Genomic DNA, 22865 nt, shown 5'->3' on the forward strand with positions numbered 1-22865 from the left:
GTATCACAGGCGAAGTATCACACTGTTGGGCGCGGCGGCTGCCGGTTCAAGGTCAGCCTCGTCTGGCGCCAGCAGGCGCGCCCTGCCAAATCTTGGTTTCCAGTGGCACAGATCAGGCGAGATCGCGCGCCAGACCGACACACCGACGAAGTTGTGCGTCATGTTGTGGAATGCCAGGCGGACACCGTGCTGCTGTAGTGCGGGCAGCAACTCGTCCGGCATGACCGCCGGACGCGGTGGCGCTGCGGTTGCCAGCGCACCGAGCGGCGCCGTTTTCGGCGACACCTCGGCCAACCAGCGCCGCAATCCGGGACGCATCTGCCCGGTCTGCAATCCGGCCTCGACCAGCAGTGCCATTTGGCCCATCTCGCTGGTGGCCTTCTGCGCAGCGACCGGATGCGATAGCCCGGCGGCGAACCCCATCGACACGCTACCGGTTTCCGGATCGTCGGTTACACAGGCCACCACCGGTACTCCAAGGTCGGTGGTGATATCGAAGAGCCGAAGGTTTCGGCCTCGATCGCCAAACCAGCCGAGAAGCTCGTCGAATTCGGGGCCCAGGTTTGCGGTGTCGAGCACCGCGCGCGCGCGGTTACCATACCACCAGCGACCGGTGGCGTCGCGCTCGATCAGTTCCAGAACTGCCGCCTGCCGCGCTGCGGCGTCGGTTTCACCGGCGGCGCATCCCGATGTGTCAGCGTAGGATGACGCGCTAGTGCCCAGGAACACGGCATCGGTCGGCACCCGGACCGGATCGCCACCGAACGCATCCTCGGCCATGATCCAACCTGTGGCTTGCGCCCCTGCCGGGGGGATCCAGTCTGTTCCGTCCAGCCGTTCGTTCCAGCTGCTGCGGGCATCCGACTGTTCGGGCGAGAACCCCAGCAACTCCGTCAACCGCCAGGATTTACCCTCGCCCAGCGGCGCATCGGGCGGCATGACGGCCTCGTCGCCCCATGTTATCGTGCTGGCCAGTTCAGCGGCTTCGCCGAGTGCGCTGGTCTCTGCCGCGTCGAAGGACAGGCCCCGTCCGCCCGCCACCCGACCGTTTTCAAGGCGCAGACCGGGCGGCAACGCCCCCCAAGCCGCCGCCGCAGCCTGGGTCGGCAGAGCCAGACAACAGCGAACCGGCCAATCCGGCGGCGCAATATCAACAACGTCGAAATAGTCACGCAACTTGTCTAAGGTTGACACAGTGGACCTCTTTCTCAGGTGGCGACAGAATGGCGTCGACAAGTCCGGCAGCGCAACCCTTGGTCTCGGGTGCAGAGGAGAGCGGCGGTGTCCGCACCATCCTCTTTGTCGACATGGTGGGTTACAGTCGCCGGGTGGAAGTGGACGAACTGAGCGCCCTCGATTTCATGTCGGGCTGTTTCGACACGCTGCGGGTTCTTGCCCACCGCCATGGCGGCGCCGTCGTGAAGACTATGGGAGACGGCGCACTCCTTGTCTTCCCGGATTCGGTTTCCGCGGTGCGGCTGGGTATCGAATTCCACCGTATCGTCCAGAAAATACAGACAGGGGTGCGCGATCCGAACCTGTTCCGGATCGGGATCCATGCCGGTCCCATCATCGAAAGGAACGGCGATGTGCTGGGCAACGCTGTGAACGTGGCGGCCCGACTGCAGGAACAGGCGCAGCCGGGCACCTGCCTGGTATCCGAAGTGATCCGCGACGGCCTGAGCGCCGAGCACGGCATACGGTTCGAGGCCGCCGGCACCCAGCGGCTGAAGAACCTGAGCCAGTGGATCGAAGCGTTCCGTGTCATCGACGCGCCCTCCGCTTCGACGGGCCCGCCAGAGTCCGAGAACGCAGTTATCGCGGTGCTTGGGCAGACCGGGCTCATTGGCGCGGATGGCAGGCGCAGGATGCCGGGCTCTCGGCATGCCCGGTCCCTGCTTGGCTATCTCGCCTTGTGTCCGGGACATTGCGAAGCGCCCGACAGGCTTGTCGCGCTGATGTGGCCCGAGGCACGGAACGGAACGGTACTGGGCCCGCTTGACGACACCGTGGACGAGTTGAACCACCTGCTCCCCGAGAGGATGCGCCGGTTGCTGCTGAGAGACGATCGCTTTGTCATGCTCGACGCAATGGCATTCCAGACTGACCTGGACAGTTTCGAACACGCCCTGCGCCGAGGCAGCGTTCCCGAAACGCTGAGCAGTGACGGGCGCTGGCCGGACCGGATTCTCATCGATGCCGATGGGCTGAGCCCGGAGTTCGACGGCTGGCTTCGCATCCTGCGCGCCTCGTGGAAGCGGCGGTTGATGCAGGGGCTTGAACGAGTGCTGGAACAGACGGCCGGTAATGCCGATTCCCATCGGGCCGCTGCCGAGGCGATCCTGCGGCAAGAACCGGGTAACGAGGTCGCCTCGCTGGCCTTGATTCGGCATTTCGTGGTGCGGGGTAGCATGGCACCGGCTCTCGAAGAGTTCACGCGATTGCAGGAGTACCTGTCGCGCACGCATGGTGCCCAATCTGGGCCCGAAATCCTGCAAACTGTGCGCAGGGTGCTTGACGGCAAAAGCCGCAAGACGCCGCCGGCAGATGCCCTGGAGGCCGCGCCCAGACCGAGGCGGATGCTGCGCCTTCTGGTTGACCGCTTCACTGCGCCCGTCGCCGACGAGCACCTGGCCCGGACCTTCCGCGCCGATCTGATGGCGAATCTTGCTCGGTTCCGCGAATGGTCGGTAATCGACGGCGACCGCAATGCCGGTTCCGACGAGCGCGCCGATTACGGGGTGGCCGGCGAACTGCACGACGATCCGGTTCGCGCGATTACCATCCGGCTGACGGAAAAGCCCACCCATCGGATGATCTGGAGCGAAACATACGATGTTGAAACCGGCGGCTGGTACGCGGCGCAGCTCAGTATCGTGCGTCAGGTCGCCGCCGCGATCGAGCGCTACGTCTCGGCTGACAGGCTGGCCGCCACGTTGAGCACGCCGGGCGCGCGCCCCACCAGTCATGACACCTGGCTGCGTGGCGACCGAGCCATGATGCGTTGGACGCCAGAAGGCGCTGAAGAAGCGCGTGCGATCTTCTCCAGTCTTTTGGAGGAGGATCCGGACTATGCACCAGCGATGACCAGCCTTGCCAGCATGACGAACATCAGCCATGTCGTCTGGCCCGGACTGACCCGCAATGTGGCGGACACACAGCGGGCCGATGCCCTGGCCGCGCGGGCGGCCGAGATTGATCCCATGGATTCGCGCAACCAACGGGCGGTGGCGTGGTCGGCGGCACTCAACGGCTCCTTTGCCCGTGCGTCGATGCATCTTGACCTCGCTTTGAAACTCAACCCGGTAAGCCCGACAACGCTTGCCTCATGCGCCATGGGTTTCGCCTGGTTCGGCGAGCGCGAAAAGGCAGACGCCACCGTCACGCGCCTCTTCGCGGTGTCCGAGGTGTTTCCTGAATGGATCTGGGGCTATCTGGCCTCGACATTGTTCCTGCTCGACCGGTTCGACAAGGCCGTTGAGGCGGCGGAAATCGCGGGCGATAGTATCGTCGACATCCAGGGCTGGCTTGCCGCGGCGCTCCAAAGTCAAGGACATGGCATGCGGGCAAGGGCCGCCGCCGAGCGCTTCGTGAGCCGTGTGTCCGACGTCTGGGCGGGCAGCGAGCCCGCTACACCGCACAGCGTGCGCGACTGGTTCGTGACCGCCTTCCCGATCCGCCGCAAGGAAGACCGCTCGAAGCTCGCCACTGCCCTTGACGCTGCGATGGGTCTTTCCGGTCAGTGACAGCGTGTCAGGAAGATCGAAGCCAGCAGGTAGTTGCGCAGCTGGAGTTCGACATCTGCCGAACCGGATTGAGCGATTTCCATGACATCGGTCACATAGTTTTCGAGATAATCAATAGTGTCCGCGCCGACGACTTCAGGCACCGCGATTGTCATCGGTTTGTTCTGGCCACTCTTGTTGTCTTTTTCCCCATGGATGATGAGCTTGTCAGTGGTGCCATCAATTTCGAATTGATTGGCTATGACCCCGCCGGAGCCATTGGCGACAGGCAGAAGTTTGAAGGTATTCTGCTCATCGTCGACAAGAAAGAAGTTAACGTTCAGGGCGGAAACCGAATTGTAGAGGTCGTCGAAGATGTCCTTCGACTTGGCATTGGAGTTGTTGCTGTGGTTCGTCAACCAGGTCGCAAGCCCTTGGCCCGCAATTTTCATGCCGGCTTGTCGGTTCGCATTGTTCACCGGCTCGCTCACGTTCGCTACGATATTGGTCATTTTCATTTCCTCTGTCTTCAGATTCCCATGACTTATTGATCCGGCATGGCCGCCACCGCGATCAGGTCGACCATGCTGAATTCATTTTGCGGCCCCTGCTGGGTGTTGAGCTCCCTTGAAAACAGGATCCTTGCACCGGTAGGCGCCGGGTTCAGAATGCTATCTCCGCTCCGTTGGATCGCGGCATGGAATGTTTCCATCACCACACGGCCCGCGACCTCGCCCAGGCAAGGGCCCGGCTCAAGCTCGGCTTCGATCAGGCTGTAAAGCCAAAGCGGTGTTTGGGTACAAAGGGTTGTGTCGGTGTAAAGGGCGCCGAACCGCGACTGCCGGTCGAACAGGAACGTGCGAACATCGGCCTTGATCCGCGCCATTGCGATACCCGCTCCGGCAATGTGATCGTAGAGAGTCTGTCCGGACGGCAGGCCAAGCTTCACCCCAAGTTCGAGCGTGCGGCGTGCCAGGTTCAGCGAGTTCGGCAGGTTCTCGTTGGCCCGGGGTTCGAAAAACCGCCGGGGCACGTAACTCAGATCGTTCGCGATCCACGTATCGATACCAGCCGCGGCAACAGCTTCGCCGGCGGGTGTTTGCGGATCGCCGGCCATATGACGCCAAACCTGTACGTAGTTTCTGGGTAGGTGGCCGCCTGCCAGCTTCCCGCCGTCCTTCGTGAAATCCAAAAGGTCCTCGAAAGAGACATCTCGCTTCATGAAGCTAGGAAGAACGTCGTCGGGAAGCCAGGGAACATAATCGCTGCGCACCATGCTGTGGCCGATTCGGAAGCAGGCAGCAGCAAATTCGATGGGGATCTCGAATGGCGCCGCGGCGTCGGTGGCGACGATCTTGCGTCCGTGGTCGAGAACATCGTTATAGACGTGGTCGGGTATCAGACGCTTGAGGTAATCGGTCAACACGACCGCCTGAACATGCCGCCGGGTAAGCGACTTGCCTGATCGGTCGAGGTGACTGAAAGCCCGGCTTGGGCCGCTGCGCGCTGGTGAAACCGCATCAGTAATACGGTCATCTGGGCCAGGCCCAGGTTGCTGTCGCTCCGCCGGTCAGTGCATACGGCGGTGCCATCCGCACCGCTGCGCGGCAGATCAGCGGCGCGGCTACCCGAATCGAGCCCGATCCAGGTGTCGTGCCCCGCATGCGCCACGCTGTTCAGGGCAGTCTCGGCAACGCGCAATCCGAACAGCGAACCGAGATCTAAGGCGTGCAAGTTCTGGGCGTTCTCCCATCCGTTGATCGTGGCGTTCCATGTCATGTGGCTCAGGTCATGAGCGAGGAACTGACCGAAATACGTGTAGGCTGCCGGTAGCACCGGCTTGCCCGATACGAGGTCCCCGGGCCGCGCAGATCTTGTGAGCCTGTCGGCAACTCTCCGTAGAACTCCCGGTGTAGGTCCCGGCGGGGCAATCCCCGGTATGATCTGCTGATAAAACATCACCCGGTCGACATCAGGAGCGCCCTCTGCATCTCGCGGCAGCGCCTGGGCGCCTGGCGAGGTCAGGTCAAGCAGCAATGCCGGGCCGTCAGCTTCTCGGGCGCGCCGCGCGGCATCGCTTTCCAGTTGCAGCTTGAGTTGTGCCGGGAAAATTCCGTCTCCGGGTTCGGCAGCATTGAAAATCCGCTCGTCTTTCTGAACGTAGGGGATCTTTACATCTTCTGAAGTGTAACGGACACCGCCGCCATGCAAGCCGGGCATTCTTCCCCCAGTCGGTCGATTTTCCCAGAGCGTGCCGCAAATGGCCGCATCAATCAGGCACTTGATCCATAACATGAAATCCGGCTTTTTTCTAGGGAATCGTACCAGCCGGTGTGGCAAGGAGCGGTAAAGCCAGAGATTTCAGAGGGCTTGGTTGGCCGGCAACCTGTGTTGTGAAAGCAAACTGGCTGGTGGTGTCAGAAGGAACCAGGTTGAGACTGGCAGGGCGGCCTCGTAACCTCTCAGATTGCTGAAACGTGATCCGTTCAACTATTCCACAGCGGCCCGGAGATCATTCGTCTGGCTGTGACGCTGTACGACAGAATTCCGCTGTCACTGCGCAATGTCGAGGATCTGCTTCACGAACGCGGCATTGATGCGAGGCACATAACCTTGCGGTTCAGCCTACCGGTACTGCGTCCTGATTGCGAGCGAGCATCGACATGATGGCGTCCGCGGATTTGACAGGTCCGGGCGCGGCCTGCATCGTGGTGGAAATGGATGCAAGGCGCGCTTTCATGTCCTTGCTCGCAAGCATGCTCTCAACGATTCCTTGCAACTCGGCCTCGCTCCAGTTGTTTCGGTCCAGCCAACGTCCGGTTCCGGTGGCCTCTGCGCGTTGCGCGTTGTCAAAACCATCCCAGCAATAGGGCAGCAAAAGGCTGGGAACGCCGAAATACAGCGCCTCGCAAAAACTGTTGTTGCCGCCGTGATGAATGAACAGATCGCATTCCGCGACAACAGACGGTTGCGGGAACCAACTGCCTAGCAAAACATTGTCCGGCACATTGCCGTAGGATTCCAGAAAACCACCCACATTCACCAGGAACTGCGCCTGAATACTCGAAAAAACATTCAGCATCCGGGTGATGATGCCCGTGTCAATCGCGCCAAGACTGCCGAAGCTCATGTAGACGAGGGGGGTATCAGATCGTTTAAGATGAGGAAAATCGAACTTGGTTTCATTCCTCACACATCCTTCAAGGTACACGAACTGTGGTTCGCAAAGGGGTAATTTCCGATGGTATCTGACGGCTGAAGGCGCAAGCAGAAGATTCAGGTCCGGGGAGGGTTCCAGGAAGATCGCCGGAGCCAACGGTTCGAGCCCGCGCTTTTTCCGGAAGCGATTGTAGCGCTTGTGGGCGCTGCGGACTGCCTTTTCGTAGGTCCGTTCGAACCGCTTCCGGTCTGTAGTGCTTTCGGGCCTCAGCCCCGACAGGTAGGGCGGAACATTTGCGTCGGGAAGCTCCGTTTCCGCGCAGGATACCACCCGCACCCAGGGACAGTTCGCGCGGGCAACCGCCGGGAACATGATCACGTTGTCCAGAAGAATGGCATCCGGCTGGATCATCGACAGCAGATCGGACAAGGCATCTTCCACTGTCTCGACGGTATTCACGATGGCATCCCAGGTTGGGGCCACGTAAGTGTCGAGTTGCTCCCAGGCATCTTTGCGGAAATTGGGCAGGTGCGTCTGGATAAATCTCTGCCAGTAATCGTCGGCATTTTCGCGGGACTGGTCCCCGGCAGGCAGATGATACTCCTGAAATCCATATTCTGCGAAAACGCCGGTGAAGCCTGGATGGCAAATGAAAACCGGCCGTCCGCCCCTCTCCCGCAAGGCTTGCGCTATCCCGACGCAGTTGAGTGCCGCGCCAAAACTGGCCTCGGGGAACAGCGCAATGATTGGCTCCGCGCTCAAGCCCGGACTCCACGGACCATCGGAGGCGCGCCACGGTTGACGGTTTCCGGGCGGACCGTGCGCGACCGCCTGAGATGAACCAACATCAGGTCAGCCGCCAGTTCGAACTGGCCGGTCTGCAGGCTTTCGAGAATCTCGATGTGTTCTTTCAGTGCCTGCCGCAACCTGAAATCGGGTATGGAAATCGCCCTCTGTGTAGCCCGGCGAAGCCGGTGGTGCGCAATGATCGCATTTCGTGCGAACTGGTTTCCCGAACACTCGCCGACAAAGCTGTGAAAGTCCGTGTCGAGCGCAAGGAAGGTTGTCGAACCGATGCCGCCTTCGCGTGCCTGCAACATGTCCTGCATCCGCAGCCGCAGCACGCCCGCCTTCTTCGGATCAAGCCGGAAATTAGGTTCCAGAATGGCCTGAGGTTCGATCGCCATACGGAAATTCAGGCTTTGTTCCTGAGCGCGGGGAGAATCGAGAAGCGGTTGGAATGACCAGGAACGGCCGGGAAGTTGCGTGACAATTCCATCTTGAGACAGTACTTTTAATGCATTTTGTACCATATGCCGAGATGCGCCGTATTTTCGCATCAGCGCATTGACCGACTCTACTTCCCCGATGCGGCGAAGTGAGCGGTCCGTGAGAATTGTTTGCGCCAGGGATTGTTCAAATTCTTCCAACCGGCGCTGCGCCTGTAGCAGGCTTTCGGCATCATCCAGTTCCAGGAAATATCCCTCTTCTTCCCGCCATGTCAGAAAATCATTTTCAAACAATATTTTAAATGCCGAACGGATCGGTGTTCTCGACACGCCGCACAATTCCGACAGCAGTTGTTCGGGCAGATGGTCGCCGCGTCTCATCCCGCGCTCATGCGCGATCGCGAGAATCTTTCGCGCCAGATCAATGTGGCCAAGTCGCGTACTTTGGCGGGGGGTGGGCATCGAACTTCCTTATTCTGGCTCTGGATTTCACCCGTTCTCGAGGTCCGATACCGCTGCGCTCAAAAGAACAGAGAATACAATTTGACGTACATGTTAGATCATTAGTACAGATTCTGATGATGGCTTTCAATAGCTGCTGTCGACCAATCGGATGCCTTGAAGGCGGAAAATCCGCCCCACAACAGTTGAGGAACGGAATGACCCGACATACCAATCGACTGATCGCAAGCGCGTGCGCAGCGATATCATTGACCGCAACGAACGTTATGGCGAGCGACCTGGTCGTGTCGAACTGGGACGGTTACATGGCGCCGGACGCCATCGACACGTTCAACGCGGCTACCAGCAATGAAGCCGAACTGGTGCTGCACGCCACGAACGAAGAGATCATGGGCAAGCTGATCGCGTCCGGCGGACGCGGCTATGACGTTGTGTTCGTGTCCTCGCCGTTCGCCGAGGTGCTGCACAATCTTGGTCTGGCAGAAACGCTGGATCATTCGAAGCTTCCCAACGCCACCAATCTCTATGAGGCTGCGACGCAGCTGTCGCACGATCCTGGAAACACGTTCTCGATGCCTTATGCCTGGGGCACCACGGGGCTCTGCTATCGCGCCGATCTGGTCGCTGAGACCCCCGACAGCTGGATGGACCTTCTGGCCCCGTCCGACGACGTGAGCGGCAAGACCACCATGCTCGCCACCGACCGCTGGCTGCTGGCTGCCGGGCAACTGGCCAAGGGTTATTCCGTAAACGAGACCGACGAGGCCAAAATGGCCGAAGTCCGCGATCTTCTGATCCAAGCCAAGGGCACTCTTCTGGCCTATGACGACACCACGTTCTACGCCAAGTTGGTGTCCGGAGAGGCGAGCCTGGTGCATGCCTGGGACGGCTGGTGCAACTACGGCATCGCCGAGAACGATCAGATCAAGTACGTGATCCCGCAAGAAGGCAGCGATCTATGGGTCGATACGATGGTCATTCTCAAAGCGTCCGAAAACAAGGATGCGGCCTATGAGTTCGTCAATTACATTCTCGGGGCGGACACCCATCGCTGGGCGGCCGAGAACATTCTCTACAAGGTTCCGAACAAGGCCGCGATGGAAGCTCTTGATCCCAGCCTGATCGATACCTTCCCGAACATGGGTTACTCGCCCGAAGACATGCTGGCCTACGAACAGCTTAGGGATGTGGGCGAGGCACAGCGCGCATACGCCCGGATCGTTTCGGAGATCAAAGCCGCGAACTGAGGGTGCGGCCATTCTCTGGTCCGGCCGATAGGTTCGGCCGGACCATCTTGCCTGTCCAACAGATTTCATCGGGAAAACCCTCGGATATTCGGATCATGACTACCATCGAAAGAAGACCCGAGTTTCTGATAGCTCCGGCGCTGGCCTGGCTGACGGTGTTCATGGTCATCCCCTGCCTGTTGATCCTTGCGCTGGCCTTCTTCCGGCGCGGAACCTATGGCGGGGTCGAATACACCTTCACTCTGGAAAATCTAGCGCTGGTGTTCGATCCGCTTTATGCGGGAATCTTCCTGAAATCGGCCACGATCGCCGGAACTTCGGCGATGATTGCGGTGGTGATAGGCTACATGGCTGCCTATGCAATCGTCTCGATGCCAAAGCGTACGCAGCCGGCGCTTCTGTTTTTCGCGGTGCTGCCGTTCTGGTCGAACTATCTGGTCCGCACCTACGCCTGGATCGTGCTGCTCAACCGCGAAGGGCTGATCACCGGCATTGCCCGGTGGATGGGTTATGAAGGCGAGATGCCGCGACTTCTCTATACCGAAGGAGCCGTCGTTATCGGACTGGTCTACAATTACCTACCCTTCGTGATCCTGGCCTGCTATGCGCCCCTTTCGCGCCTGAACCCGGAAATCTCGGAAGCCTCGCGCGATCTTGGTGCTACTGGCTGGACCACGTTCCGACGTGTCATTCTGCCGATGACCGTAACCGGTATCGCCACCGGTTTCATCTTCGTCTTCGTCCTGTCGATCGGAAATTTTGTCACGCCTGCCCTGTTGGGAGGTGGTCAGTTCCAGATGATCGGAAACCTGGTTTATGCGCAGTTCCTGACCGCGAACGACTGGCCGTTCGGTGCCGCGTTGTCGATGATCCTGATCGCGATCATGATGGGGCTGCTGACCATTCAGACCTTTGCGACCGAGCGGGCCTCGGGCGCACGGCATGGCACGGACTGACCAATGGACCACCGCAAATCCACAAGGTTTATGCTGCTGGTCTTGTCGGGGGTGTTCGCGTTTCTTTACATCCCGATATCGGTGCTCTTGGCCCTGTCGTTCAACGAGGGCGGACTGCCGACGGCCTGGACGGGTTTTTCCGTCAAGTGGTATGGTGCCCTGTTCTCGAACCAGGACATCCTGGGCGCTGCGCTCAACACACTGATTGTCGCGGTGGTGTCGACGCTCATGGCAACGGCGCTGGGAACCCTGCTTGCCATCGGGGTGGAAATCCGTCGCCGCAAGGGACGTTTCCTGGAAACGATCATCTTCGCGCCGATGATCATTCCCGACATCGTTCTGGCCATCGCTCTACTGAGCTTTTTCTCGATGCTGAACGTGACCATGGGGCTGCACACGATTATCTTCAGCCATGTGGTGTTCAATCTGGCTTTTGTCTGCGCGGTTGTCCGGGCGCGCCTGAAGAACTTCGACTGGTCCATTGTGGAGGCATCGACCGATCTGGGTGCAAGCATCCTAACCACGCTCCGCCGCATCGTTCTGCCGGTACTGATGCCGGCCATCGTGGCAGGGGCGCTGCTGGCATTCACGCTGTCGGTGGATGAATTCATCATTGCTTTCTTCACTGCCGGCGCGGGGCGCGATTCCATCACCTTGCCGATGCAGATCTTCGCAATGATCCGTTTTGGCGTGACACCTGAGATCAACGCGCTTTCGACGATCGTGATGTCCGTTTCTCTGGTCGCTCTGGCTTTGTCGCAAAGGCTGAACCGTGGAGGTCTTCCGGGACAATGAGCAAACCGCTTCTTTCCCTGCAAAACGTTGAAAAACACTTCGGCACCTTCAAGGCTGTCGATCAGGTTTCGATCGATATCAATGAAAACGAGTTCTTTGCTCTCCTAGGTGCGTCAGGAAGCGGAAAAACGACCTTGCTGCGGATGATAGCCGGGTTTGAGGACCTTACCAGCGGCGCCCTTCTGCTGGATGGAGATGACATTTCGGCGGTTCCCGCGCACCGTCGGCCGGTCAACCTCATGTTCCAGTCCTATGCACTGTTCCCCCATCTGAACGTAGCACGGAACATTGCCTACGGGCTTGAGATGGAGAGGCTGCCGCGCAAGGAAATCACAGCACGCGTCGACGAGATATTGGAGACAATTCAATTGTCACATGTCGCCGCCCGGAAACCCGATCAGCTGTCTGGCGGGCAGCGACAGCGTGTTGCTTTGGCCCGTGCATTGGTAAAGCGGCCGAGGATCCTGCTGCTGGACGAACCGCTGGGGGCGCTGGACAAGAAGCTGCGGGGCGAGATGCAGCTCGAGCTAAAGCGTATTCAGGACGAATTCGGAATAACCTTCATCGTCGTTACCCACGACCAGGAAGAGGCTCTGGTCATGGCCGACCGGATCGCGATCCTTAAGGACGGGAAACTTCTGCAGATCGGTTCTCCCAGCGAAATCTACGAGCATCCGAACAGTCGGTTCTCGGCAGAGTTCATCGGGGTGATGAACTTTCTTCCGGTGGTACGCAGCGGTGACGGGTACCAGGACCGGAACGGGGCGGCCATAACTGCGACGGATAGGGGCGTCCTGGGCCATGGTGCAACGCTCGTCGCGGCGGTTCGTCCAGAGCGGATGCTGCTAAACCCTGAACCCCATCTGAACCAGCTCACTGGCCGGATATCGGCGTTGGCTTATCACGGGCTGGATTTGCAGGTGCATCTGGAAACCCCGTCGTCACCGCAACCAGTCATGGTGCGGCTGACAGCTGATGCGGCCGAAGGGCTGAATCTGTCCATCGGCGATACGCTCGCGGTTGGATGGTCGGCCAAGGACACCAGAATCTTCGATGCTTGAAGCGCTGACAAACAGAAAAGAGGATACGACATGAGCCAGAAGACATTCGCGTTTTTCCCCGAAGCGGCCTTTGGGCCCGCACTCAATTCCGTAGGTATCGCTCAGGCGGTCGAACGTCTGGGCCACAAGGCGGTCTTCCTGTCCGATCCGGGCTTCGTTGGGGTTTACGAGGGCTATGGCTTCGAAGCACATCCCGTGAACTTGTCCGAGCCGATGCCGCCGGAACAGATGGCGAAATTCTGGGAGGATTTCATCAACGGGCACATTCCCAATTTCCGCAAGGCGCCAATCGATCAGATAGACAACTACGTAAAGGAATGCTGGGAGGCGATCGTCGATAGCGCGAAGTGGGCGCAAAAAGACTTGCCCGGAATCCTGGCCAGGATCCAACCGGACGTGATTGCGGTCGACAATGTCATCCTGTTCCCGGCGATCAAGCAATTCGGGGTGCCCTGGGTCCGAATCATCTCGTGCAGCGAGAACGAGATCGAAGACGATGCAATCCCGCCGCATCTTTCTGGTATGTCGGTCGACGACAAGGAAGGCCACGCGGCGTTCCGCAAGAAGTTCAATGAGGTCATCAAGCCGATTCACGAAGACTTCAATGCGTTTCTTGCAACCACCGGCGAGGATCCCTATCCGCTTGGGCAGTTCTTTGAGGCGTCGCCCTATCTGAACCTGCTGCTGTACCCGGAGCCCGTAACCTACGATCGTGCAGAACCGCTTGATCCGCGCCGGTTCCAGTACCTCGAAGGCTGCGTACGGCAGGATGACCCCTACGAAGTTCCTGCGTTTAAGAGGAACAGTGACGGGCCGCTTCTGTACATTTCCTTCGGTTCGCTCGGGGCAGGGGATACCGAACTGTTGAAGCGCCTGATCAGTCTTATCGGAAAGAGCCGTTACCGCGCTCTGGTGAATGTGGGCGATTACATGGACGCCTATGAGGACCTGCCCGACAATGTGATCATTCAAAGCTGGTATCCGCAGCCTTCCGTGATCCCGCAAGTCGATGCCGTTATCCATCACGGCGGCAACAATTCCTTCACTGAGTGCCTTTACTTCGGCAAGCCGGCGATTGTCATGGCTTATGTCTGGGACGGCCACGACAACGCGATGCGGGTGCAGGAAACCGGGCACGGGTTCCGATCAGACCGGTACGACTGGACCGACGAGGAAATGATCGAAAAGATCGAAGCCTGCCTGACAGACGAGACCATGGCCGCGCGCCTGAGAAAGACTTCGGCTCATATGCAGGCGGCCAACGGCCAGGAGAAGGCGGCACGTTTGCTGACCGGACTGGTGGAGAACAAGGCATGAGCAACCTGAAATCGAGCGCCCCTCACATCCACGGGGCCACGGCATTCGCCGATGTCCTGGACTGGGGCCAGCAACCGGACATGGTGGAAGGAGTATCGCGTTCTTCCGGACGGCTTCTGTTCAAGGGGCCGGGGAACAGTCCCGAAGCCGGGGTGTGGGAATGTACGCCGGGCCGTTGGCGGCTTTCCATTCCGCGCGACGAGTTCTGTCATTTCGTGAAGGGACGCGCCGTTTATCGGTCAGATGAAGGCGAAGCGATCGAAGTGCGGGCCGGGACCTGTGTCCTTTTCCCTGCCGGCTGGTCCGGCGAGGCCGATGTCACCGAAACCATTCGCAACATCTACATGCTGGTCTGAAGGGACAACCAAATGACGACACCCGTAATGCGCCAGCCGCTGGACATCACCGATACGGTCGATTGGGGGCCGATCACCACCATGGTCAAGGGCCAGTCCCGAACCTCGGGCAAGCTGCTCCACAAAGGGCCTGACGGACAGTCGGAATGCGGATTGTGGATCTGCACACCCGGCGAGTGGGAATGCCACGTCACCCGTGACGAGCTTTGCCATTTTCTTGAAGGGCGCTGCACTTATGTTCACCAGTCGGGTGATGTGATCGAGATCACGCCGGATACAGCTGCCTTCTTCCCGAAGGACTGGAAGGGTGTCTGCACCGTCCATGAGACCGTCAAGAAGGTCTACATGATCAGATGAATGGCGGCCCGGGCATTTTTACGCAGATTGCGAGCACGAAAGATGCACCGGCGCCGATCGCTGTGTTTCTGGCCCGACACGGTTTAGCGGAGGCGCGGGTTGTTCCGCTGTCCTCCGGCAACTCGGTCCGCCGGTTATTCCTTCTGCCGGACCACCGCTTGCTGTTGTTGGACGACTGGACATATCCGGCAGGGGTTGCTGCATTCGCGCAGCTTTCCGGGCATCTGAACCGGCTCGGGCTGTCTGCGTCGAAGGTGCGAGGCGTTGATGTGGCGACAGGCTTGGCGTTGGTCGAAGATTTCGGACAAGCGACCTATTCCGAGATCACCGGCCGCGGTGCCGATGAAACCAGGCTCTACGAACTTGCCATCCACGCGCTTGTGCATCTGCACCACAGACCCGGCGCGACCAGCATTTCGCGTTGTCTTTACGACCTGCGCGTGGTGCTCGTCGAGACTGACGTGACTTCAAGCTGGTTTGCGCCCAAACTAGGAACAGTGGGAGCCGCGGAGGACTTCGCCGGAGTATTCCGCGATTTGTGGTCGCAAGCCCTCGCTTCGAACGGGGACTGGCCGCAAACCCTGGTTTTTCAGGACTTCCACGGCGACAACCTGATGCTGTTGGAGCAACGCACCGAGGTTGCGCGCTGCGGACTGCTGGAGTTTCAGGACGCTGTTGTCGGACCGCTGGAATACGATTTGGTATCCGTTCTGCATGGCGCGCGCCGCGACTTGGGGCCCGGTCTGGAAGACCGGATGCTCGACCGATATCTGAAAAGAGCCCCGGCCACGGCTGGAACTCGCGACGATATTGTGTGGCACAATCTCTGGCTGGGCGCTCAGCAACATGCGCGGATTGCCGGTGTGGTCGCTCGCCTATGGTTCCCGGGATACCTGCGGTTTTTGCCACGAGTTCTGGGCCATCTTGGGGTCGCGCTGAAGCGATCGGGCCTGACCCGAATCGAAGCGCTCATGAAGCGCAATCTGCCTGACTGGCGCGTACGTGGCAGTTCTTTTGCTGCCGAAGACTTGGAAATACAGGGAGTTCCCGCATGAACGAGACGTTGTCTGCAAGATACTATTTGGCGCCGGACTTCGTTTGTTACGATGCGGTGACACAGCCCGTCTCGAACCCGGCGACCGAGGAAGCCTTTGCTGAACGGGCCGTCATGCAGCCGCGCGATATCGAAGCCATCGTGGCCGAGGTCGGCGTCGCGCAGGCCGGCTGGTGCCGTCTCGACGCCAAGAGCCGGGCAGCGTATCTTCATCGGCTGGCAAGCCGCATCGAGGAAACGGACATGACCGAGTGTGCCGTCCTAATGAGCCGCGAAATGGGAAAGCCCTACCCGGAGGCAATTGGCGAGGTCGCCAATTGCGCCCCGATATTCCGCTACTACGCCGAGATGGCCCGAGATGACGCGGGCAAGGTGGCGGGTTCGACCCAGGCCGGATCATTACAATTTTCGCGGTATGAACCCTACGGGGTCTCGGTTCACATCATGCCATTCAATTTCCCGATCTTGCTGGCATGCTGGACCGTTGCCGCATCGCTGGCGGCAGGGAACGGATGCATCATCAAACCGGCGGAAGCCACCACGCTCTCGACGCTGAAGTTCATGAGCGTATTCGATGTCTTGCCGAAAGGTCTTGTCGCCTGCCTTCCTGGCGATGCCGCGACGGGCGCCCTTTTGATCGAATGCGAGAACACGCACGCGGTCGCGTTCACCGGGTCGGTTGCCGCTGGCCGCAAGGTCGCAGCGGCAGCGGCCGGGCGTATGAAGCCCTCAGTGATCGAGGCAGGCGGTTCCGACCCGATGATCATTTCGGCCAGTGCCCCGATAGAGGTCGCTGCTGCGGGGGCGGTCACGGGTGCGTTTCACCTGTCGGGACAAGTCTGCACGTCGACGGAAAGAATCTATGTCGTCGACGAGGTTCACGACCGTTTTGTCCGGGCATTTGCCGATGCAACGTCCCGGCTGAGGATCGGAAGCGGCCTAGAAAAATCAGAGATCGGGCCCCTCGTGTCGCAGGCGGCGCGCCAGAAGGTCGAACGCCTTGTCGCCGACGCGATTGCGCGCGGGGCCGAATGTGTCTGTGGTGGCCGGGTGCCAGCGGGTCGGACCCGCGGATGGTTTTTTGAACCCACCATCCTGACCGGCTGCAGGCCCGACATGGATATCATGAAGGAAGAGGTATTCGGCCCGGTTGCGGCCATTGTCAGGGTGCCCGACTTTGAGACCGCCGTCGCGATGGCCAACGATTCACCTTTCGGTCTTGGGGCGTCAATATTTACCACCGACCTGGCCGAGGCGCACGAAGCCGCCGAGCGTCTTCAGGCGGGAATGGTCTGGATCAACAACCCGATGATCGACAACGACGCCCTGCCATTCGGTGGGTGGAAGTCATCGGGCCTCGGCCGAGAACTCGGTCGCCAGGGTCTAGATGCATTCCGACGCTCGAAGATGGTCATTCTCGATCACAAGCCTGTTGTGCAGGACTGGTGGTATCCCTATCCGGACGACTGGTTTCTCGAGACCGGTGGACGCAAGCACGTGTGAAAGTGGATGCTAAGCAACAGGAACATGGCTTCGCCCATCCGGACGATATCCGAGAGGTCATGCCAAAGGAAATCAGGTTGGCGCGAGGTAATAGGCCGGGCGTTTTTAGAAGGTATCCGATTTGGGCGGGCAGGGCGCTCGTAGCTTCTCAGCATGTCGAAGCGCGATCCGTTCAAATACTTCCACAGCAGCCTAGCGATCATTCGTCTCGCGGTGATGTAGTACGTCAGATTTCCCCTGTCACTGCGCAACGTCGAGGATCTGCTTCACGAGCGCGGCGTCGATGTCAGCCACGAAACGATCCGGTTCTGGTGGCAAAGGTTTGGTCCGATGTTTGCGTCCGAGATCTGCAAGAAACGCGCCGATCGGCTTCGGTCCTGACCGCATGGGCGTTTGCACCTGGATGAGATGTTCGGGAAGATAAATGGAGAACGGCACTACCTTTGGCGGGCCGTCGATCACGCAGGTGAGGTTCTCGAAAGCTACGTCACGAAGACGTGGGATAAGAAGGCCGCATTGAAATTCCTCAGAAAATCAATGAAACGCCACGGTCGACCTCATGTTCTGGTGACTGACCAGTTGAGGTCCTCTACGGTGCGGCGATGAAAGACATCGGCAATGCCCACAGGCAGGAAACGGGCCGCTGGCTGAACAACAGGGGGGAGAACTCGCACCTGCCATTCCGACGACGAGAGCGGGCAATGCAACGCTTTCGGCGCATGCGAAGTTTGCAGAAATTTGCTTCCGTCCACGCCTCGGTCTTCAACCATTTCAACTCGGAGCGCAGCCTCACCAGCCGACAGAATTTCAAGCTCAACCGCGCCGCTGCTCTCGCCGAGTGGCGTCAGCTTTGCATCGCCTAAGTTTCTGCGGCTCCTGGGAAACTGAGACTGGCTAGAGTCTGTCTGACAGGATCGCCGGGATTGATATACGATCAGCCCCCCACCGGGAGGTCAGATACGGTCGGCTAGATGCGGAAGGAGAAGCTTTAGATGGTCCAGCGCTTGTTCAAGCGCGCGGGTTCTGGACATTCGCGGGCCGTGGACATGCATTTGCAGCCAAAGACCATCTGTCATCGAATCGATGGCCCGCGCCAGAAGCGCGGGATCCGGGCCGCCGCTGGCGGTGACCAAAGCTCGGGCCGCCCCTGTCATCGCCTCGGCGCGGGCTGCTTCGGCCTCTCTGCATAGGCGGCGATATACGGGTCGCGCTGCCGCTTCGCCCCAGAAAGCGAACCAGAGTGCGAGGGTTCGGCGAGAACAGACCGCCGGGCTAAAGTCGGTGCGGATCAGGGCCAGTAGTCGGGTCAGCGGATGAGGTTCAGCCAAGGCAGCCTGCCAAAGCAGACAATAGTCTGCGTTCTGGCGGCGCAGGGTTTCCGCCAGTAACCCCTCTTTCGTACGAAAGTGGAAGACCAAAACGCCTTGGGACACGCCTGCCGTCCGGGCGATTTGCGCCAATGTGGTCCCCGATATTCCGCGATCGACCACCGTGTCTATCACGGCTTCTATGATGCGGGCTCGCATCCGACGGCTGGTGGGTGAAGGAGTATCGCCTGCGCTGTCCATACCTAACTGTAGAGGTTTCTGCCGAGTACGGCAATTAATTTGACTGAAAGCTCAGAAAACTTTGACTGATCGCTCAATATATTCTAGCGTCAGCCGACCAGGCAGGAGGATTCATGAATACTGAAACGTCAAACACACGTCGTACGCGTGCGGGGGGTCGTGCGGCCAGGCTGGCGTTGCGTGACTCCGCCCCTGAAGTCGGCCGCATGCCAGTGCGAGCTGGCATGGAAGGCGGTCGTTACAATCCGTTGTCGCAGGATGACCTGCTGGCCATTCACCGTGCTGCGCTAGACCTCCTGGGTTCTGTCGGTATCGGCCAGGCAACCCCTGAGGTCATAGAGATTGCGACAGCCCGAGGGTGCTCGGTCAATACCTATGGCCGTCTCGTTTTTCCTCCCGTCCTGATCGAGGATCTGTTGGCCGGAGCGGCGAGGGAGTATGTGATCTACAGTCGTGACCCTGCCTATGCTGACCTGCATGTCGGCGGTGGACGCGTACATTATGCCACCTCGGGCGAGGCGGTTTCGGTCCTTGATTTTGAAGCGCGGAACTATCGGCCCTCGACGCTACAAGATGTCTATGACACAGCGCGTCTGGTCGACGCGCTTCCGAACATTCACCAATACGGCCAGATGGTCGTTCCGACCGAGATCGAGGACCTTATTGAGCACGATATCAACGTGGTCTACGCCGTCCTGTCGGGAACAACGAAGCCGGTGGAACACACGTTCAATACCGTTGCATCGCTGCCTGCGGCGCTGGAGATTTACGCCATGATCGCCGGCTCCGAAAAAAAATTCCGCGAACGGCCCTTCGTATCATTCGGTGGTTGCCCCATCGTCTCACCACTACGCTTTGCGCCTGAGAGCCTGGATGTACTGATTGCGACCAGCCGGCTCGGTCTGGTGAGTGACATCGCGGTGGCGCCTCAGGCGGGAGCTACTGCGCCGGCCTATCTCGCTGGAACGCTGGCTCAGGTGGTGGCCGAGACCCTCGCCTGCCTCGCGGTAGTGAACATGGTCCGTCCTGGCTGCCCGATGTCTTTCGCCGCATGGCCCTTCGCGGTTGACCTGCGAACCGGCTCCTTTTCTGGCGGTGCCGCCGAGGTTGCAGTGTCGATGGCTGCTATCGCGCAAATCGGGCGATTCTACGACCTGCCAACGACGGTCGCCGCCTCCATGTCCGACGCCAAGATGCCGGATGCTCAGATGGGCTATGAAAAGGGGATCGCGTCGGTCGTCGCAGGGCTAGCGGGTGCCAACCGGGTGTTGGAATCGGCGGGCATGATGGCCAGCCTGATGGGCGTTTCTTACGAGGCAATGGTGATCGACAACGACATGTTGGGCATGGCACAGCGCGTCGTGCGCGGTATCGAGGTCAGTGACGAGACGCTGTCGGTCGATACAATCAAGGCTGCCGTTTTGGGCGAGGGTCACTTCCTGGGCGCGGCGGATACACTGAAAAGCATGCAGACCGAATTTCATTATCCCCAAATCGCCGATCGTGCCTCAGTGCAAGTTTGGACGGCGGAAGGCGCGCAGACGATCGGGGAACGGGCACGAAACGTAGCGGCTGATCTTCTAGCGAACCATTTTCCGCAGGCAATGGACACTGCCGTGGATGCGGCGATCCGGGATCGGTTCCCGATCAGGTTGCCGAGAGAAAGGATGCGACCGGTAGACTGAGAGGTGGTGTCATTTGTGGACGGCTCCGGTTTTGCAAGGGATATCGTGAGGCGAGGAGATCGAAGCAGGTTGCGGTCATTTGTCCGGCCTATCGGCGCGGCATGGTTAACCGCTGGCCTTGATGAAGTCCGCATGCTGGGTTCCTTTCAGACAGGCGAGCTTTGACGCCCTGACACCACCCCGGAATGTCCCAGCAGCGGTTCCGTCCGATCATCATCATTCACTTATGCCCTTGCATCTCGTTTAGCGGCGTCTCTGTCGCCGCCATTCCCTCCTTCGTTCAGATGGTAGGCGGGGCCTGATAGATTTCTTCCTTCACGAGCAGCGCCCAAGCAGTGCGCGCTGTCTTATTGGCGATGGCCACGGTCACCAGCCGTGTTGGTTTACGTTCCAGCAGGGATCTGACCCAGGCCTCGGTTCGAGTGTCGGTGGTCGACGCTCGCCGTGTCACCGAGGTTGCACCGACGACGAGCAGTCGGCGCAGGTAGCCATTCCTCATCTTCGACACGCGCCCCAGTCGCTCCTTGCCGCCAGACGAGTTCTGTCGAGGCACGAGACCGAGCCAGGCCGCGAACTGGCGGGCGGACGGTGCTGTCAAAGCAAACCGACTTGAGGCGGGCACGGCGGTTTTGTAGCGTCCAGCCATTCCCAAACGATCGCCATTTCGCTATTTCAAGACCAGCCCAGAGATCATCCGCTTGGCGGTCATGTTGTACGTGCGGTTTCCACTGTCTCTCCGAAACGTGGAAGATTTGCTCCACGAGCGCGGCATCGACGTGAGCCATGAAGCCGTTCGGTTTTGGTGGCACAGGTTCGGGCCGATGTTCGCCAACGAGATCAGGAAGCGACGTGTCGAAGGGATGAAATCCAGCCGATGGAGCTGGCATCTCGACGAGATGTTCGTGAAGATCAATGGCGAACGCCACTACCTTTGGCGGGCTGTGGATCACGAGGGCGAAGTCCTTGAGAGCTTCGTCACGAAGAAGCGGGACAAGAAAGCCGCGCTGAAGTTTCTAAGGAAAGCAATGCGTAAGCATGGCTGTCCCGAAATGATCGTGACCGATCGGCTCAGGTCCTACGGTGCTGCATTGAAAGACCTCGGTGCCAGCCATCGCCAGGAAACGGGTCGCTGGTTGAACAATCGGGCCGAGAACTCGCACCTGCCATTCCGACGACGAGAGCGGGCGATGCTGCGCTTCAGGCGGATGCGAAGTTTGCAGATGTTCGCCGCCGTCCACGCCTCGGTCTTCAACCACTTCAATTCGGAGCGCAGCCTCTCCTCCAGAGTTAACTACAAGCTGAACCGCGCCGCCGCCCTGGCCGAATGGCGCAGTCTCTGCGCGGCCTAAAAGGCAGTCATCGTGCCCTTTCTGAGACCAGTTAGAATTCGTCTGGCAGCACCGCCAGCCACCCCAGTCTCAGTTTTCCTGTGCTTTCTGCGCCGAAATTCTACCACAATTCCCGTGGGTTGCGCGACCATCTCCTCAACTGAGACGGTGGTGGAAGCAAGTTGTGGCGTGGATTTTCCTTGAAGTCTCAGTACGGGTTTTGGGCGGGTGCGCTTTGGCGGAGATTTCCCTGTTTGCAGGGAATCTGCAGGGAATTTTGTCATTTTGGCGGGTGTTTCGCGTCTTCTGCCAAAGATTCTTTTGGGGTTATCAAAGGCTTCGGATTTGATTTCCCTAAAAGATGGAACAGGGAATTTTCTGACGCGAGCAGGGAATGTTCAAACGGGGATCAGTGAAATGGAATCCGACAGAAGGGAAAGCTGGTATTGGGTATCAGGAGAACCCGAAGAGGCGTTCCTGTTCGGCCCAATCGAGCGGATGTGTGATGCTGACGAGACGCTTGAGGGTCAGCTCGGGCGGCTGAGTGCCTTCGAGGATGGCCGCCTGGATATTGGGCGACAGGAAGGCAAGTTGGGTGCGGTTGCGGATAAAGGAACCGGGGACCTTCTCACGATGCGCGATGTTGGACAGCTGGACACCGGACTTCAATTCCCGGGCCCAACCATGGGCGCGGATCAGCATGGCATGGAGATGGGGGTCGGGGTCCGGGTGCGCGTCACCGACGATGATTTTTGTCTCGACCCCGCGGCGGCGAAGATCGAACGGGGCTATCACCTGCAGCAGATCGGGCAGCAATTGGTCTGCGGGCGGTGTCAGAATGAATCCGGTTGAGACAGGCAGGGCGGTTTCGTAGCCTGACGGCATGCCGAAACGTGATCCGTTCAAATACTTCCACAGCAGCCCAGAGATCATTCGTCTGGCGGTGATGCTATACGTCAGATTTCCGCTGTCACTGCGCAACGTTGAGGATCTGCTTCACGAGCGCGGCGTCGATGTCAGCCACGAAACGATCCGGTTCTGGTGGCAAAGGTTTGGTCCGAT

The 22865-nt window shown here is 59.5% G+C and carries 20 protein-coding genes and 4 pseudogenes; 15 read left to right on the plus strand and 9 right to left on the minus strand.

Features of this window, described 5'->3' with window-relative positions; genetic code table 11:
- Positions 1-3: 3 nt before the first annotated feature.
- Entirely contained in the window at positions 4-1194 is a 1191-nt protein-coding gene (locus OEZ49_RS19525) for a YcaO-like family protein (protein WP_263389858.1), read from the minus strand.
- A 29-nt stretch (positions 1195-1223) separates the two neighbouring features.
- Between OEZ49_RS19525 and OEZ49_RS19530 the strand changes: the two genes are divergently transcribed.
- Positions 1224-3746: an adenylate/guanylate cyclase domain-containing protein gene (locus OEZ49_RS19530; protein ID WP_263389859.1), complete on the plus strand. Its 2523-nt coding sequence runs from the start codon at positions 1224-1226 to the stop codon at positions 3744-3746.
- Here OEZ49_RS19530 and OEZ49_RS19535 read toward each other — a convergent pair.
- Genes OEZ49_RS19535 through OEZ49_RS19545 form a run of 3 tightly spaced genes read right to left on the minus strand, consistent with a single transcriptional unit; the run spans position 3740 to position 5945 of the window.
- Positions 3740-4237, minus strand: coding sequence for a hypothetical protein (locus OEZ49_RS19535; protein WP_164128028.1), 498 nt, complete (start codon positions 4235-4237; stop codon positions 3740-3742). The two genes, OEZ49_RS19530 and OEZ49_RS19535, sit on opposite strands and share 7 nt — an antisense overlap.
- A 32-nt stretch (positions 4238-4269) precedes the next feature.
- A complete protein-coding gene (locus OEZ49_RS19540) occupies positions 4270-5148 on the minus strand; it encodes a peroxidase family protein (RefSeq protein WP_263389860.1) in 879 nt (292 codons plus the stop codon).
- Positions 5145-5945, minus strand: coding sequence for a peroxidase family protein (locus OEZ49_RS19545; RefSeq protein WP_263389861.1), 801 nt, complete (start codon positions 5943-5945; stop codon positions 5145-5147). Before OEZ49_RS19545 ends, OEZ49_RS19540 begins: the two co-directional genes overlap by 4 nt.
- Positions 5946-6192: 247 nt before the next feature.
- On the opposite strand from OEZ49_RS19545, the pseudogene OEZ49_RS19550 reads away from it, so the two are divergent.
- Positions 6193-6320: pseudogene (locus OEZ49_RS19550) on the plus strand (IS6 family transposase); the annotation flags it as partial.
- Between the two features lie 25 nt (positions 6321-6345).
- On the opposite strand, the gene OEZ49_RS19555 reads toward OEZ49_RS19550, so the two are convergent.
- Together OEZ49_RS19555 and OEZ49_RS19560 are read right to left on the minus strand one after the other, a co-directional pair.
- A complete protein-coding gene (locus OEZ49_RS19555; protein WP_263389862.1) occupies positions 6346-7647 on the minus strand; it encodes a glycosyltransferase in 1302 nt (433 codons plus the stop codon).
- Positions 7644-8576 (minus strand): GntR family transcriptional regulator, encoded by a 933-nt coding sequence (locus tag OEZ49_RS19560; protein ID WP_263389863.1) that lies wholly within the window; start codon positions 8574-8576, stop codon positions 7644-7646. The genes OEZ49_RS19555 and OEZ49_RS19560 overlap by 4 nt, the downstream gene beginning before the upstream one ends.
- Positions 8577-8824: 248 nt before the next feature.
- Between OEZ49_RS19560 and OEZ49_RS19565 the strand changes: the two genes are divergently transcribed.
- From OEZ49_RS19565 to OEZ49_RS19610, 10 genes and pseudogenes are all read left to right on the plus strand, one after another.
- The gene (locus tag OEZ49_RS19565) at positions 8825-9823 is read left to right on the plus strand and encodes a polyamine ABC transporter substrate-binding protein (protein ID WP_263389864.1); all 999 of its coding nucleotides are present in this window, start codon (positions 8825-8827) and stop codon (positions 9821-9823) included.
- Between the two features lie 95 nt (positions 9824-9918).
- Entirely contained in the window at positions 9919-10779 is an 861-nt protein-coding gene (locus tag OEZ49_RS19570) for an ABC transporter permease (protein ID WP_263389865.1), read from the plus strand.
- A gap of 3 nt (positions 10780-10782) precedes the next feature.
- Complete coding sequence (locus tag OEZ49_RS19575) at positions 10783-11574, plus strand: ABC transporter permease (RefSeq protein WP_164128038.1); 792 nt, start codon at positions 10783-10785, stop codon at positions 11572-11574.
- The gene (locus OEZ49_RS19580; RefSeq protein ID WP_263389866.1) at positions 11571-12635 is read left to right on the plus strand and encodes an ABC transporter ATP-binding protein; all 1065 of its coding nucleotides are present in this window, start codon (positions 11571-11573) and stop codon (positions 12633-12635) included. Before OEZ49_RS19575 ends, OEZ49_RS19580 begins: the two co-directional genes overlap by 4 nt.
- A 30-nt stretch (positions 12636-12665) precedes the next feature.
- The gene (locus tag OEZ49_RS19585) at positions 12666-13952 is read left to right on the plus strand and encodes a glycosyltransferase (RefSeq protein ID WP_263389867.1); all 1287 of its coding nucleotides are present in this window, start codon (positions 12666-12668) and stop codon (positions 13950-13952) included.
- Complete coding sequence (locus OEZ49_RS19590; RefSeq protein WP_263389868.1) at positions 13949-14308, plus strand: cupin domain-containing protein; 360 nt, start codon at positions 13949-13951, stop codon at positions 14306-14308. The genes OEZ49_RS19585 and OEZ49_RS19590 overlap by 4 nt, the downstream gene beginning before the upstream one ends.
- 12 nt (positions 14309-14320) lie before the next feature.
- Entirely contained in the window at positions 14321-14665 is a 345-nt protein-coding gene (locus OEZ49_RS19595; RefSeq protein WP_263389869.1) for a cupin domain-containing protein, read from the plus strand.
- Positions 14662-15720 carry an aminoglycoside phosphotransferase family protein gene (locus tag OEZ49_RS19600; protein WP_263389870.1) on the plus strand — a complete coding sequence of 353 codons (1059 nt, stop codon included), beginning with the start codon at positions 14662-14664 and terminating at the stop codon, positions 15718-15720. The genes OEZ49_RS19595 and OEZ49_RS19600 overlap by 4 nt, the downstream gene beginning before the upstream one ends.
- Positions 15717-17222: an aldehyde dehydrogenase family protein gene (locus OEZ49_RS19605; RefSeq protein ID WP_263389871.1), complete on the plus strand. Its 1506-nt coding sequence runs from the start codon at positions 15717-15719 to the stop codon at positions 17220-17222. The genes OEZ49_RS19600 and OEZ49_RS19605 overlap by 4 nt, the downstream gene beginning before the upstream one ends.
- Before the next feature lie 153 nt (positions 17223-17375).
- Positions 17376-18085, plus strand: a pseudogene (locus OEZ49_RS19610) (IS6 family transposase).
- A gap of 90 nt (positions 18086-18175) precedes the next feature.
- On the opposite strand, the gene OEZ49_RS19615 reads toward OEZ49_RS19610, so the two are convergent.
- Complete coding sequence (locus OEZ49_RS19615) at positions 18176-18748, minus strand: TetR/AcrR family transcriptional regulator (RefSeq protein ID WP_263389872.1); 573 nt, start codon at positions 18746-18748, stop codon at positions 18176-18178.
- A gap of 155 nt (positions 18749-18903) precedes the next feature.
- Here OEZ49_RS19615 and OEZ49_RS19620 point away from each other — a divergent pair, with 155 nt between their 5' ends.
- The gene (locus OEZ49_RS19620) at positions 18904-20475 is read left to right on the plus strand and encodes a trimethylamine methyltransferase family protein (RefSeq protein ID WP_263389873.1); all 1572 of its coding nucleotides are present in this window, start codon (positions 18904-18906) and stop codon (positions 20473-20475) included.
- 280 nt (positions 20476-20755) lie between these two features.
- On the opposite strand, the pseudogene OEZ49_RS19625 reads toward OEZ49_RS19620, so the two are convergent.
- Positions 20756-21103, minus strand: a pseudogene (locus OEZ49_RS19625) (transposase); the annotation flags it as partial.
- Between the two features lie 16 nt (positions 21104-21119).
- Between OEZ49_RS19625 and OEZ49_RS19630 the strand changes: the two are divergent.
- Entirely contained in the window at positions 21120-21824 is a 705-nt protein-coding gene (locus OEZ49_RS19630) for an IS6 family transposase (protein WP_263389875.1), read from the plus strand.
- Between the two features lie 432 nt (positions 21825-22256).
- Here OEZ49_RS19630 and OEZ49_RS19635 read toward each other — a convergent pair whose 3' ends face one another.
- Positions 22257-22784, minus strand: a complete 528-nt coding sequence (locus tag OEZ49_RS19635) for a hypothetical protein (RefSeq protein WP_263389876.1) — start codon at positions 22782-22784, stop codon at positions 22257-22259.
- Between OEZ49_RS19635 and OEZ49_RS19640 the strand changes: the two are divergent.
- A pseudogene (locus OEZ49_RS19640) lies at positions 22741-22865 on the plus strand (IS6 family transposase); the annotation flags it as partial. The gene OEZ49_RS19635 and the pseudogene OEZ49_RS19640 sit on opposite strands and share 44 nt — an antisense overlap.

Source organism: Ruegeria marisflavi (genome assembly GCF_025673445.1).
GTDB lineage: Bacteria > Pseudomonadota > Alphaproteobacteria > Rhodobacterales > Rhodobacteraceae > Ruegeria_B > Ruegeria_B marisflavi.